Here is a 13,812-nt window from a genome sequence, read left to right as displayed (position 1 = left end):
GGCCGCGGAATCGGTCGGGCCGCCGCCCGCGACAGGCGAGCGGCGGCCGGCATCTCATTCCTCGACGATGACGGCGTTCGTGTACACGTCCTGCACGTCGTCGAGGTTCTCGAGCGCGTCCAGGAGCTTCTGCATCTTCGCCGCGTCGTCGCCGGTGAATTCGACTTCGTTCTGCGGCTTCATCGTCACTTCGGCGAGTTCGGCCTTGAAGCCGCCGGCTTCGAGCGCGTCCTTCACCTTCGAGAATTCCTGCCAGTCGCACAGCACTTCGATCGAGCCGTCGTCGTTCGTGTTCACGTCGTTCGCGCCGGCTTCGAGCGCGGCTTCCATCAGCGCGTCTTCCGACGTGCCGGGCGCGAACAGGAACTGGCCGACGTGATCGAACATGAACGCGACCGAGCCGTCGGTGCCCATGTTGCCGCCGAATTTCGAGAAGGCGTGGCGAACTTCCGCGACCGTACGCGTGCGGTTGTCGGTCAGCGTGTCGACGATGATCGCCGCGCCGCTGATGCCGTAGCCTTCGTAACGGATCTCTTCGTAGTTCGCGCCGTCCGCGCCGCCGACGCCGCGATCGATCGCGCGCTTGACGTTGTCCTTCGGCATGTTCGCGTCGGCCGCCTTGTCGACCGCGAGGCGCAGGCGCGGGTTCGAGTTGACGTCGCCGCCGCCGAGGCGCGCCGCGACCTGGATTTCCTTGATCAGGCGGGTCCAGATCTTGCCGCGCTTCGCGTCGGCCGCTGCCTTCTTATGCTTGATGTTGGCCCATTTCGAATGACCAGCCATACCTTTCTCCGTGCCCGGGCGCGCGGCGCGGGCGATTGTTTCAGTGTGTCGTTGAGTCGGCGGCCGTGTCGGCGGGCATGAAGCCGCGGGGCCGCGCGTATCGAGTGGATCGTGATTTTATCACGCGGCGACCGCCGGTTCGGGGCCGCCGCGCCTGGCCGAACGGCCGGGCAGGCCGTCGCGGACCGGACCGCGCGCCGCGCGGCCGTGCGGGCACTCAGTTCTTGGTGCCGAACAGGCGGTCGCCCGCGTCGCCGAGGCCCGGCACGATGTACGCGTGCTCGTTCAGGTGCGAATCGAGCGACGCGACGAACAGCTTCACGTCCGGGTGCGCGTCCTGGAACACCTGGACGCCCTCGGGCGCGGCGACCAGCGCGACGAACATGATGTTCGCGGCCGGCACGTTGCGGCGCTTGAGCACGTCGACCGCATGCACGGCCGAATAGCCGGTCGCGACCATCGGGTCGCACAGGATGAAGATGCGGTCTTCGAGGTCCGGCAGGCGCACCAGGTATTCGACCGGGCGGTGGTCCTCGGCGCGATACACGCCGATGTGGCCGACGCGTGCGGACGGCACCAGGTCGAGCAGGCCGTCCGACATCCCGATGCCCGCGCGCAGCACGGGCACGATCGCGAGTTTCTTGCCCGCGATCACGGGCGCGTCGACCGCCACCAGCGGGGTTTCGACCCGTTTGGTCGTGATCGGCAGGTTGCGGGTGATCTCGTAGCCCATCAGCAGCGTGATCTCGCGCAGCAGTTCGCGGAACGTGCGCGTGGACGTGTCCTTGTCGCGCATGTGCGTGAGCTTGTGCTGGATCAGCGGGTGATCGGTGATGAAGAGGTTCGGGAAACGGCTGTCCTGTTTCATGACGGAGGCGCCTTGGCGGCAAAAGGGGATCGGGGCGGCGGCGGGCGAACGCCGGCCGCCGCTTATGGCCGCAATTTTACCAAGGCGCGCCGCATGATCCGGATATTATCGACGTCTCACGACAATCCGCGCGCCGCGCCCGCCCGTTCGCCCGCCCACCGGCGCGGCGGGGCCGTCCCGGCGCGCGTCGCCACCAGGGAGTCGACGATGGATCTCGGTATCGAAGGAAAGACCGCGCTCGTATGCGCGGCGAGCAAGGGGCTCGGTCGCGGCTGCGCGGAAGCGCTGGCCGCCGAGGGCGTGAACCTCGTGATCGTCGCGCGCACGCGCGACACGCTGGAGGAAACCGCGGAGGAGATCCGCGCGGCGTCGAACGTGTCGATCACCCCGGTCGCGTGCGACATCACGACGCCGGAAGGCCGCGCGGCCGCGCTCGCCGCGTGCCCGCAACCGGACATTCTCGTGAACAATGCCGGCGGCCCGCCGCCCGGCGATTTCCGCGACTTCTCGCACGACGACTGGATCCGCGCGCTCGAGTCGAACATGCTGACGCCGATCGAGCTGATCCGCGCGACCCTCGACGGGATGATCGCGCGCCGCTTCGGCCGGATCGTCAACATCACCAGTTCCGCCGTGAAGGCGCCGATCGACGTGCTCGCGCTGTCGAACGGCGCGCGCTCGGGGCTGACCGGCTTCGTCGCGGGGCTGTCGCGCAAGGTCGCGGGCCAGGGCGTGACGATCAACAACCTGCTGCCGGGGCTGTTCGACACCGACCGGATCGCGACCACGCTCGCCGCCTCGGCGCGGGCGCAGGGCGTGACGGTCGACGACCTGCGCGCGCGGCGCACGAAGGACATCCCGGCCGGCCGCCTCGGCACGCGCGCCGAATTTGGCGCGGCATGCGCATTCCTGTGCAGCGTGCATGCCGGCTACATCACCGGGCAGAACTGGCTGCTCGACGGCGGCGCGTATCCGGGCACGTTCTGACGCGCGGCTTTTCGATTCACGATCACGACAACAACCGGACGACGAAGGAACTGGAGATGAGCAAACCCCGCATCGCATTGATTGCGCACGACGCGAAGAAGGACGAGATCGTCGCGCTCGCGGGCGAATACCGCGCGACGCTCGCGCAATGCCGGCTGGTCGGGACGGGCACGACGGGCGGCCGCATCGCGGCCGCGCACGGGCTCGAGGTCGAGCGCAAGCTGTCGGGCCCGCTCGGCGGCGACCTGCAGATCGGCGCGGAACTGGCCGAGGGCCGCGTCGACATCGTCGTGTTCCTGCGCGACCCGATGACCGCGCAGCCGCACGATCCCGACATCACCGCGCTCGTGCGCGCGTGCGACGTGCACGACGTGCCGGTCGCGACCAACGTCGCCACCGCGCGGATGCTGCTCGACGACCTGGCGCGCACCATGCAGGACGTGTGCTAGGCGCGGGCCGCGCCCGATTGCCCCTGCCGGCGGCAGGGCCATGCACGCACGGCGGCAACGCGCGAGAATCGTGCGTCTCGATGCGCACCCGCAGCCCGGTTCCTGGATGAACCGGCCGGCCCGCGCATCGGCGACCCGGATTTTTTCCTGACCGATAGACAGACGAGGAGCGAAACGATGCCGAAAGCAATCCGATACGACCAGCCGGGCGGCCCGGAGGTGATGAAGTGGGTCGATGTCGATGTCGGCGAGCCGCAGGCGGGCGAAGTCCGCATCCGGCAGCACGCGGTCGGGCTCAACTACATCGACGTGTATTTCCGCACCGGCCTTTATCCGCAACCGCTGCCCGGCGGCCTCGGGATGGAGGCGGCGGGCGAGGTGACGGCCGTCGGCGACGGCGTGACCGCGTTCAAGGTCGGCGACCGCGTGGCGTATGTCGGGCAGCCGCCCGGCGCGTATGCGCAGGAGCGCGTGATGCCGGTCGGGCGGCTCGTGAAGCTGCCGGACGGCATCAGCTACGACGATGCGGCATCGGTGATGCTGCAGGGCCTGACCGCGCACTACCTGCTGCGTCGCACATACCCGGTGAAGGCCGGCGACACGATCCTGATCCACGCGGCGGCCGGCGGCGTCGGCCTGCTCGTGTGCCAGTGGGCGAAGGCGCTCGGCGCGACCGTGATCGGGACGGTCGGTTCCGACGAAAAGGCCGCGCTCGCGAAGGCGCACGGCTGCGATCACCCGATCGTCTACACGCGCGAGAACTTCACGCAGCGCGTGAAGGAGATCACGCACGGCGCGGGCGTGCCGGTCGTCTACGATTCGATCGGCAAGGACACCTACATCGGCTCGCTCGACTGCCTCGCGCCGCTCGGTTATTTCGTCAGCTTCGGCAACGCGTCGGGCCCGCTGCCGCCGATCGATTCGAAGGAGTTCTCGTCGCGCGGGTCGCTGTTCTTCACGCGGCCGACGCTGTTCTCGTACATCGCGAAGCGCGCCGATCTCGAATCCGCGGCCGCCGAGCTGTTCGACGTGATCCTGTCGGGCAAGGTGAAGACCAGCATCAACCAGCGTTATCCGCTCGCGGAAGTCGGCCGCGCGCATGCCGAGCTCGAAGCGCGCAAGACCACCGGCTCGACGATCCTCGTTCCCTGACCCGATTCTCCGTGCCGGCGCCGCCCGTCCCGCCCTCCGGTTCGCCTCGTCCGCGTGTTTACACGTTTTTTATATCCGCCCCGATACCTTTGACCCGTCCTTTACGTGCGTTCCCATAAGGTTCTAGTCGTCTGATTTCGACGACGGAGAACACAAAAATGGATGGGGTTTTCATCGGCGCTCTGGTGCTCTTCACCACGCTGATCCTCGGCTTGGTTGCCGGTTGCGACAAGCTCGTGCAATACGGTCGCGGGGGGCGGGCATGACCTGGATGCTTTGGCTGGCGGGCGCCTCGACGGCCCTGCTGTTCGCGTATCTCGTCTTTGCGCTGCTGCGCGCGGAGGACATCGAATGAACGCGAACAACCTGTTGCAGACGCTGCTGTTCATCGTCGTGCTGCTCGCGGCGGCCGTGCCGGTCGCGCGCTACCTGAGCGCGGTGATGGACGGCAGCTCGCGCGTCGTGCGCGTGTTCGGGCCGCTCGAACGCGCGCTGTACCGCATTGCCGGCGTCGATGCCGGCAGCGAGATGAACTGGAAACAGTACGCGATCGCGACGATCGCGTTCAACGCGCTCGGCGCGCTGTTCCTCTACGGCCTGTTGCGCCTGCAGGGCTTCCTGCCCGGCAACCCGCAGCAATTCGGCGCGATGACGGTCGACGGCGCGTTCAACACGGCCGTCAGCTTCGTCACCAACACGAACTGGCAGGACTACACGCCCGAGCAGACCGTCAGCTACCTGACGCAGATGCTCGGCCTGACCGTGCAGAACTTCCTGTCGGCGGCGACCGGCATCGTCGTCGTGATCGCGCTGATCCGCGGCTTCGCACGTCACACCGCGCAGACGATCGGCAACTTCTGGGTCGACCTGACGCGCGTGACGATGTACGTGCTCGTGCCGATGTCGGTCGTGATCGCCGCGCTGCTGATGAGCCAGGGCGTGATCCAGAACATGAAGGCCTACCAGGACGTGCCGGTGCTGCAGACGAGCACCTACGCGGCGCCGAAGCTCGACGCGCAGGGCAATCCGGTGAAGGACGACAAGGGGAATGCGGTCACGGTGCCGACGCCGCTGACCAGGCAGACGCTCGCGATGGGGCCGGTCGCGTCGCAGGAAGCGATCAAGATGCTCGGCACCAACGGCGGCGGATTCTTCAACGCGAACTCCGCCCATCCGTACGAGAACCCGACGCCGTTCGCGAACTTCATCCAGATCTTCGCGATCCTGATCATTCCGGCCGCGCTGTGTCTCGTGTTCGGCCGCATGATCGGCGACCGCCGGCAGGGCATCGCGGTGCTCGCGGCGATGACGGTCGCGTTCGTGATCGCGATCGGTGTCGAGGTGAATGCCGAGCAGGGCGGCAACCCGACGCTCGCCGCGCTGCACGTCGATCAGTCGGCAAGCGCGCTGCAGCCGGGCGGCAACATGGAAGGCAAGGAAACGCGCTTCGGCATCGCGCAGACCGGCATCTTCACGGTCGCGACGACGGCCGCGTCGTGCGGCGCGGTCGACACGATGCACGATTCGCTGACGCCGCTCGGCGGCCTCGTGCCGATGCTGCTGATGCAGCTGGGCGAGGTGGTCTACGGCGGGGTTGGTTCGGGCCTCTACGGGATGCTCGTGTTCGCGCTGCTCGCGGTGTTCGTCGCGGGCCTGATGATCGGCCGCACGCCGGAGTACGTCGGCAAGAAGATCGAGGCGTACGAGATGAAGATGGTGTCGATCGTCGTATTGCTCACGCCGCTGCTCGTGCTGGTCGGCACGTCGATCGCCGTGCTCGCCGATGCGGGCAAGGCCGGCATCGCGAATCCCGGCCCGCACGGCTTCTCGGAAATCCTGTACGCGTTCAGCTCGGCCGCGAACAACAACGGCAGCGCGTTCGCGGGCCTGACGGTCGGCACGCCGTTCTACAACTGGATGACCGCGATCGCGATGTGGTTCGGTCGCTTCGGCACGATCGTGCCGGTGCTGGCGATCGCCGGTTCGCTCGCCGCGAAGAAGCGCATCGCGGTGACGAGCGGCACGCTGCCGACGCACGGTCCGCTGTTCGTCGTGCTGCTGCTGGGCACCGTGCTGCTGGTGGGCGCGCTGACCTACGTGCCGGCGCTCGCGCTCGGCCCGGGCGTCGAGCACCTGATGATGTGGCTGGGCGCATGACGCGCGGCGACACGTTGAAAAGACTGAAGAGATTGAAGAGATCGCAATGACTCAACATTCCGCAACACGGTCCATGTTCGACCCGGCGCTGCTGCGCCCGGCGATCGTGGACTCGTTCAAGAAACTCACGCCGCGCACGCAGTTCCGCAACCCGGTGATGTTCTGCGTGTACGTCGGCAGCATCCTGACCACGATCCTGTGGATCGCGGCGCTCGCCGGTCAGGCCGAGGCGCCCGCGGGCTTCATCCTCGCGATCGCGCTGTGGCTGTGGTTCACGGTGCTGTTCGCGAACTTCGCCGAGGCGCTCGCCGAAGGGCGCTCGAAGGCGCAGGCCGCGTCGCTGCGCAGCGCGAAGAAGGACGTGATGGCGAAGAAGCTCAACGAGCCGCATCCGAAGTCGCCGATCCGCGTCACGACCGCGTCGGATCTGCGTAAGGGCGACGTCGTGCTGGTCGAGGCCGGCGACGTGATCCCGGCCGACGGCGAGGTCGTCGACGGCGTCGCGTCGGTCGACGAATCGGCGATCACCGGCGAATCCGCGCCGGTGATCCGCGAATCGGGCGGCGACTTCTCGTCGGTGACGGGCGGCACGCGCGTGCTGTCCGACTGGATCGTCGTCAAGGTCACCGCGAACCCGGGCGAGGCATTCCTAGACCGGATGATCGCGATGGTCGAAGGCGCGAAGCGCAAGAAGACGCCGAACGAGATCGCGCTGACGATCCTGCTGGTCGCGCTGACGATCGTGATGCTGCTCGCCACGGCGACGCTGCTGCCGTTCTCGATGTTCTCGGTCGACGCGATGAAGGCCGGCCACGTGGTGACGATCACCGCGCTCGTCGCGCTGCTCGTGTGCCTGATCCCGACGACGATCGGCGGCTTGCTGTCCGCGATCGGCGTGGCGGGGATGAGCCGGATGATGCAGGCGAACGTGATCGCGACGTCGGGCCGCGCGGTGGAAGCGGCCGGCGACGTCGACGTGCTGCTGCTCGACAAGACCGGCACGATCACGCTCGGCAACCGCCAGGCGTCGACGTTCGTGCCGGCACCGGGTGTGACCGAGGAAGCGCTGGCCGACGCCGCGCAACTGTCGTCGCTCGCCGACGAAACGCCGGAAGGCCGCAGCATCGTCGTGCTCGCGAAGGAGCGCTTCAACATCCGCCAGCGCGACATGGCGCAATTGCACGCGACGTTCCTCGGCTTTTCCGCGCAGACGCGGATGAGCGGCGTCGACCTGCCGGGCCGCGAGATCCGCAAGGGCGCGGCCGACGCGATCCGCCGCTACGTCGAGACGCATGGCAGCCGCTTCCCGGAAGACGTGCGCCGCGCGGTGGACGACGTCGCGCGCCGCGGCAGCACGCCGCTCGTCGTGGCCGACCTGCACGAAGGGGCGGCGCGCGTGCTCGGCGTGATCGAGCTGAAGGACATCGTGAAGGGCGGCATCAAGGAGCGCTTCGCGGAGCTGCGCAAGATGGGCATCAAGACCGTGATGGTGACGGGCGACAACAGGCTGACGGCCGCGGCGATCGCGGCGGAAGCGGGCGTCGACGACTTCCTCGCGGAAGCGACGCCGGAAACCAAGCTCGCGACGATCCGCGAGCACCAGGCGGCCGGGCGGCTCGTCGCGATGACGGGCGACGGCACGAACGACGCGCCGGCGCTCGCGCAGGCCGACGTGGCCGTCGCGATGAATACGGGCACGCAGGCCGCGAAGGAAGCCGGCAACATGGTCGACCTCGACTCGAACCCGACGAAGCTGATCGAGATCGTCGAGATCGGCAAGCAGATGCTGATGACGCGCGGCTCGCTGACGACGTTCTCGATCGCGAACGACATCGCGAAGTACTTCGCGATCATCCCGGCCGCGTTCGTGACGACCTACCCGCAATTGCGCGTGCTCGACATCATGCACCTGACGTCGCCGGCGTCCGCGATCCTGTCGGCGGTGATCTTCAACGCGCTGATCATCGTCGCGCTGATCCCGCTCGCGCTGAAGGGCGTCACGTACCGGCCGCTCGGTGCCGCGTCGCTGCTGCGCCGCAACCTGCTGGTCTACGGTCTCGGCGGCGTGCTGCTGCCGTTCCCGTTCATCAAGCTGATCGACATGGCGCTCGCCGCACTCGGCTGGGCCTGAGCCGGCCGTCCTTGAAGGAAACATCATGAAAACGTTGATTCGCCCGCTCGTCGTGCTCTTTGTGGTCCTGGCGGCCGTGACGGGCCTGGCCTACCCGGCCGTGATGACCGTGTTCGGCCAGGCCGTGTTCCCGTCGCAGGCGAACGGCAGCCTGATCGAGAAGAACGGCCAGGCGGTCGGCTCCGCGCTGATCGGCCAGTCGTTCGATGCGCCGAAGTATTTCTGGGGCCGGCTGTCGGCCACCGCGCCGATGCCGTACAACGCGACCGGCTCCGGCGGCTCGAACCTCGGCCCGCTGAATCCGTCGCTCGCCGACCAGGTGAAGGGGCGTATCGCCGCGCTGCGCGACGCCGGGACCGACATGTCGAAGCCCGTGCCGGTCGACCTCGTGACGGCGTCGGCGAGCGGTCTCGATCCGGAGATCACGCCGGCTGCGGCCGCATACCAGGTCGAACGCGTCGCAAAGGCGCGCAACCTGACGCCGGACGCGGTCGCGCAGCTGGTCGCCGCGAACACGACGGGCCGCCAGTTCGGCGTGCTCGGCGAGCCGCGCGTGAACGTGCTGAAGCTGAACCTCGCGCTCGACGCGGCGCAGGCCGCGCACTGATTCGGGTACCCGACGACCGGCGTCCGGCGCGGCATGACCCGCGCCGGACGCATTCATTCCCGACGGCGCATGCGCCGTCTTTGCCTTTTGCGGCGATTTGGCACAACAATGCTCGTACTCGCGCGCATCCGGGCGCTCCGCTTTCCTGACGCATGAACCGTCCCGATCCAGACCAACTCCTCGACAAGCTGCAGCGAGACGAAGAAAAGCAGCGGCGCGGCCAGCTCAAGATCTTCTTCGGCGCGTCGGCCGGTGTCGGCAAGACCTACGCGATGCTGCAGGCCGCGCGCCAGCGCCTGCAGGAAGGCGTCGACGTCGTCGTCGGCATCGTCGAGACCCACGGCCGTGGCGAGACCGCCGCGCTGCTCGACGGCCTCGACGTATTGCCGCTCGCGCGCATCGACTATCGCGGCCGCACGCTCGCCGAATTCGACCTCGACGGTGCGCTCGCCCGCCAGCCGCAACTGATCCTCGTCGACGAACTCGCGCATTCGAACGTGCAGGGCGCGCGGCACCTGAAGCGCTGGCAGGACGTCTACGAACTGCTCGACGCGGGCATCGACGTCTATACGACCGTCAACGTCCAGCATCTCGAAAGCCTGAACGACGTGGTCGGCGCGATCACCGGCATCCGCGTGTGGGAGACCGTGCCCGACCGCGTGTTCGACGCGGCCGATGAGGTCACGCTCGTCGATCTGCCGGCCGAGGAGCTGCTCGAGCGGATGCGCGACGGCAAGGTCTATCTCGCGCAGCAGGCCGAGCGCGCGGTGCGCAACTTCTTCCGCAAGGGCAACCTGATCGCGCTGCGTGAACTCGCGCTGCGCCGCACGGCCGATCGGGTCGATGCGCAAATGCGCGAATACCGCGCCGACCGTTCGATCCAGCGCATCTGGCAGGCGCGCGAGCGGCTGCTCGTGTGCGTCGGGCCGGGCGCCGAAGCGCCGACGCTCGTGCGCGCGGCCGCGCGGCTCGCCGCGAGCCTGAAGGCCGACTGGCTTGCCGTGTACGTGGAGACGCCGCGCCTGCAGCGGCTGCCCGACGCGCGGCGGCAGCGCACGCTCGATGCGCTGAAGCTCGCCGCCGAGCTCGGCGCGGAAACGGCCACGCTCGCGGGCGCCGACGCGGTGGCCGCGCTGATCGGCTATGCGAAGGTGCGCAACGTGTCGAAGATCGTCGCGGGCGGCTCGCCGAAGGCCGGGCTCTTGCGCCGCCTCGCGCGGCCGTTCGGCGAGCAGCTCGCCGAACGCGCGGGCGACGTCGACCTGATGCTGATCCGCGCGTCCGCGAGCGACGAGGCGCGCGCCGCGCCGCTCGACGCGCGGGCGCGCGACTGGCGCGATGCGTTCGCGCAGTTCGGCACGCACCGTTCGCCGCCGCGCCACTACATCTATGCGGCCGCGATCTGCGCGGCGATCACGGTCGTCGCGAGCCTCGTGTCCGAGCGGCTCGACCTGACGAACCTCGTGATGCTGTACCTGCTCGGCGTGGTGTTCTCGGCCGTGCGGCTCGGGCGCGGCCCGGGCGTGCTGCAGTCGTTCCTGTCGGTGGCCGCGTTCGATTACTTCTTCGTGCCGCCGCGCATGTCGTTCTCGGTCAGCGACACGCAATACCTGCTGACCTTCTTCGGGATGCTGCTGACGTCGCTCGTGATCAGCCACCTGACGTCGACGCTGACGCGCCAGGCGAGTGTCGCGCAGCGCCGCGAGCGCCGCACCGGCGCGATCTACGCGATGGCGCGCGAGCTCGGCGCGGCGCTCACCACCGAGCAGATCGTCGAGATCGGCAGCCGCCACGTGGGCGAGGTGTTCCGCGCCCGCGTCGCGTTCCTGCTGCCCGACAGCGCGGACAAGGTGCGGCAGAAGATCGAGGAGCCGGACGCCGCCGTCACGCTGACGGGTGCCGACCTCGACAGCGACGTCGGCCAGTGGGTGTACGACCAGCAGAAGCCGGCCGGCCGCGGCACCGACACCTTGCCCGCGACGGCCGCGCTGTACCTGCCGCTGAAGGCGCCGATGCGCACGCGCGGCGTGCTGGCGGTCGCGTCGCGCGAGCCGCGCGAGCTCGAGGTGCCCGAGCAGCAGCGGATGCTCGACGCGTTCGCCGCGCAGATCGCGCTCGCGCTCGAGCGCGTGCACTACGTCGAGATCGCGCGCGACGCGCTCGTTAACATGGAGTCCGAGCGGCTGCGCAACTCGCTGCTGTCCGCGATCTCGCACGACCTGCGCACGCCGCTGACGACGATCGTCGGCTTCTCGTCGATGCTCGCGAACGGGCGCGCGGCCGCGCAGGGCGGCGACGCGGCGGCGGCCGAGCGGTTCGCGCAGCGCGAGGGCGAGCTGGTCGACGCGATCCACGACGAGGCGCTGCGCATGACGGGCATCGTCACGAACCTGCTCGACATGGCGCGGCTGCAGGCCGGCAGCCTGCAGCTCAAGCGCCAGTGGTCGCTGCTCGAGGAGACCGTCGGCGCCGCGCTCGCCGCGTGCAAGCGCGTGCTCGCGCGTCATCCCGCGCGCGTCGCGCTGCCGGCCGACCTGCCGCTGCTGCAGATGGACGCGGTGCTGATGGAGCGCCTGTTCACCAACCTGTTCGAGAACGCCGCGAAGTACACGCCGCCCGATACGTCGATCGAGATCGGCGCGGAGCGCGTGACCGACGACGGGCTGCCGTTCGTGCGCGTGCATGTCGACGATCACGGCCCGGGCTTGCCGGCCGGGATGGAAACGCGCATCTTCGACAAGTTCACGCGCGGCGAGAAGGAGTCGGCGACGCCGGGCATCGGGCTCGGTCTCGCGATCTGCCGGGCGATCGTCGAGGCGCACGGCGGTAAAATCGGCGCGCTCAACCGCACCGCGCCCGACGGCCACGTGACGGGCGCGCGCTTCTGGTTCACGTTGCCGGTCGAGACGCCGCCGGCCGCGCCCGCCGTGCCCGACGACGAATCCGACCTGCCGGGCGCCTCGTCCCCATCCGAGTCATTGCCAGACCATGAGTGAACCCAGCCTGACCGTCGTCCTGATCGAGGACGAAAAGCAGATCCGCCGTTTCGTGCGCGCCGCGCTCGAGGAGGAGGACATCGCGGTGTTCGAGGCCGAGACCGGCAAGCAGGGGTTGATCGACGCGGCCACGCGCAAGCCCGACCTCGTGATCGTCGACCTCGGCCTGCCCGACACCGACGGCCTCGACGTGATCCGCGAACTGCGCGGCTGGTCCGAGGTGCCGGTGATCGTGCTGTCCGCGCGCACGCAGGAAGAGGAGAAGGTCGCCGCGCTCGACGCGGGCGCCGACGACTACCTGACCAAGCCGTTCGGCGTGTCCGAGCTGCGCGCGCGGATCCGCGCGCAACTGCGCCGGCGCAACCAGGGCGGCGCGAACGAGTCGCCGAAGGTGAGCTTCGGCACCGTGACCGTCGATCTCGCGCTGCGCCAGGTGTGGCGCGACGGCGAGATCGTGCACCTGACGCCGCTCGAATACCGGCTGCTCGCGACGCTCGTGCGGCACGCGGGGCGTGTGCTCACGCACCGCCAGCTGCTGCGCGACGTGTGGGGGCCGTCGCACGTCGAAAGCCATCACTACCTGCGCATCTACATGGCGCACCTGCGGCAGAAGCTCGAACTCGACCCCGCGCAGCCCGAGTACATCGTCACCGAGACGGGCGTCGGCTACCGGCTCGTCGGCGCCGCGTGACGGCGCGGCGAGGGCGCTGGCGGCATCCCCGCGCCGGACGTCGCGCGCCGGCAGGGTTGCGCCGGCGCGACAATCTCGCGCCGCGCGCCGGCCTCGCACACCGTCCGCTCATTCCCCGTTATCCTGACCGTTCCGCGAACGAAAACGAGGAGCGTGCAATGTCCGTCCGTCTGGTCGTCATCTGTGCGCTGGCGCTTGCTGCGCCCGGCGCGTTCGCCCAGCCGCTGCCGCCCGGGCAGCAGCCGCCCGCCCAGGCGGCGCTGGCCAACCCCGCGTCGGTCAACTGCGAGAAGCTCGGCGGCCGCCACGTGGTCCGCAGCCTGCCGCGCGGGCAGGTCGGGATGTGCATGTTCAAGGATGGCCGCGTGTGCGAGGAGTGGGCGCTGTACCGCGACGACCGCTGCGTCGGCGGCGGCGCGCCCAAGCGCGTGTCGAACTGACCGAACTGGCCGGGCCCGGCCGATCGCGCCCCGGATCGGCCGTTGGGCTGCCCCGCCGCGGCGGTCCGTAAGCAACTTGTTATACTCGGCGCCGCCCGGGGACGACCCCGGGTCATTCGCTTCAACGGGGACGGCCCCATCCGATACGGAGTACGTCGAGATGGCGTGGGTATGGTTGTTGATTGCCGGTTTGCTGGAAGTGGCCTGGGCGGCCGGCCTGAAATCGTCGGACGGCTTCACGAAGCTTGGTCCGTCGGTGTTCACGATCGTGACGGCGCTGGCCAGCTTCGGGCTGCTCGCGGTCGCGATGCGCCAGTTGCCGCTCGGCACCGCGTACGCGGTGTGGACGGGCATCGGCGCGGTCGGCGCGTTCGTGTTCGGCATCGTGATGATGGGCGAGGCACTGACCGCCGCGCGCGTCGCGAGCGCCGCGCTGATCGTCGCGGGGCTGGTCGGCCTCAAGCTGTCGTCGGCCGCCTGACGCCGGCGTCAGGGCGTCGATACCGCGGCACCGGCATCCGGCCGCGCGTGTGCCCGGCATGTCGCGCTGC

The 13,812-nt window shown here is 69.2% G+C and carries 13 protein-coding genes; 11 read left to right on the top strand and 2 right to left on the bottom strand.

Annotation, left to right across the window (positions count from 1 at the left end; translation table 11 throughout):
- Positions 1–54: 54 nt before the first annotated feature.
- Both WJ12_RS11630 and upp read right to left on the bottom strand, forming a co-directional pair.
- Positions 55–783 carry a YebC/PmpR family DNA-binding transcriptional regulator gene (locus WJ12_RS11630; RefSeq protein WP_034190768.1) on the bottom strand — a complete coding sequence of 243 codons (729 nt, stop codon included), beginning with the start codon at positions 781–783 and terminating at the stop codon, positions 55–57.
- A gap of 217 nt (positions 784–1,000) precedes the next feature.
- Complete coding sequence (upp, locus tag WJ12_RS11625) at positions 1,001–1,651, bottom strand: uracil phosphoribosyltransferase (RefSeq protein ID WP_006478229.1); 651 nt, start codon at positions 1,649–1,651, stop codon at positions 1,001–1,003.
- 207 nt (positions 1,652–1,858) lie between these two features.
- Here upp and WJ12_RS11620 point away from each other — a divergent pair, with 207 nt between their 5' ends.
- From WJ12_RS11620 to sugE, 11 genes are all read left to right on the top strand, one after another.
- Positions 1,859–2,638 carry an SDR family oxidoreductase gene (locus WJ12_RS11620; protein WP_034190769.1) on the top strand — a complete coding sequence of 260 codons (780 nt, stop codon included), beginning with the start codon at positions 1,859–1,861 and terminating at the stop codon, positions 2,636–2,638.
- Positions 2,639–2,694: 56 nt separating this feature from the next.
- Positions 2,695–3,087, top strand: a complete 393-nt coding sequence (locus WJ12_RS11615; RefSeq protein ID WP_034190770.1) for a methylglyoxal synthase — start codon at positions 2,695–2,697, stop codon at positions 3,085–3,087.
- Positions 3,088–3,264: 177 nt separating this feature from the next.
- Positions 3,265–4,239, top strand: a complete 975-nt coding sequence (locus WJ12_RS11610) for a quinone oxidoreductase family protein (RefSeq protein ID WP_059558129.1) — start codon at positions 3,265–3,267, stop codon at positions 4,237–4,239.
- A gap of 262 nt (positions 4,240–4,501) precedes the next feature.
- Positions 4,502–4,594 carry a K(+)-transporting ATPase subunit F gene (gene kdpF / locus WJ12_RS11605; RefSeq protein ID WP_006752209.1) on the top strand — a complete coding sequence of 31 codons (93 nt, stop codon included), beginning with the start codon at positions 4,502–4,504 and terminating at the stop codon, positions 4,592–4,594.
- The gene (kdpA, locus tag WJ12_RS11600) at positions 4,591–6,396 is read left to right on the top strand and encodes a potassium-transporting ATPase subunit KdpA (protein ID WP_049036779.1); all 1,806 of its coding nucleotides are present in this window, start codon (positions 4,591–4,593) and stop codon (positions 6,394–6,396) included. Before kdpF ends, kdpA begins: the two co-directional genes overlap by 4 nt.
- Positions 6,397–6,442: 46 nt before the next feature.
- On the top strand, positions 6,443–8,527 hold the full coding sequence (gene kdpB / locus WJ12_RS11595; RefSeq protein WP_059558127.1) for a potassium-transporting ATPase subunit KdpB: 2,085 nt from the start codon (positions 6,443–6,445) through the stop codon (positions 8,525–8,527).
- A gap of 25 nt (positions 8,528–8,552) precedes the next feature.
- On the top strand, positions 8,553–9,134 hold the full coding sequence (kdpC, locus tag WJ12_RS11590) for a potassium-transporting ATPase subunit KdpC (RefSeq protein WP_059558125.1): 582 nt from the start codon (positions 8,553–8,555) through the stop codon (positions 9,132–9,134).
- Between the two features lie 152 nt (positions 9,135–9,286).
- Complete coding sequence (locus WJ12_RS11585; RefSeq protein ID WP_059558123.1) at positions 9,287–12,130, top strand: DUF4118 domain-containing protein; 2,844 nt, start codon at positions 9,287–9,289, stop codon at positions 12,128–12,130.
- Positions 12,123–12,821, top strand: coding sequence for a two-component system response regulator KdpE (kdpE, locus tag WJ12_RS11580; RefSeq protein WP_034190776.1), 699 nt, complete (start codon positions 12,123–12,125; stop codon positions 12,819–12,821). The genes WJ12_RS11585 and kdpE overlap by 8 nt, the downstream gene beginning before the upstream one ends.
- A 158-nt stretch (positions 12,822–12,979) precedes the next feature.
- Positions 12,980–13,261, top strand: coding sequence for a DUF333 domain-containing protein (locus tag WJ12_RS11575; protein ID WP_034190835.1), 282 nt, complete (start codon positions 12,980–12,982; stop codon positions 13,259–13,261).
- Positions 13,262–13,421: 160 nt separating this feature from the next.
- Positions 13,422–13,742, top strand: a complete 321-nt coding sequence (gene sugE, locus WJ12_RS11570) for a quaternary ammonium compound efflux SMR transporter SugE (protein WP_034190777.1) — start codon at positions 13,422–13,424, stop codon at positions 13,740–13,742.
- The last annotated feature ends 70 nt before the right edge of the window (positions 13,743–13,812 follow it).

It is taken from the genome of Burkholderia seminalis (genome assembly GCF_001718535.1).
In the GTDB taxonomy this organism is placed as follows: Bacteria; Pseudomonadota; Gammaproteobacteria; order Burkholderiales; family Burkholderiaceae; genus Burkholderia; species Burkholderia seminalis.
The sequence above is the reverse complement of the archived record's forward strand: the minus strand, read 5'-3'. Positions and strand labels throughout refer to the sequence as shown.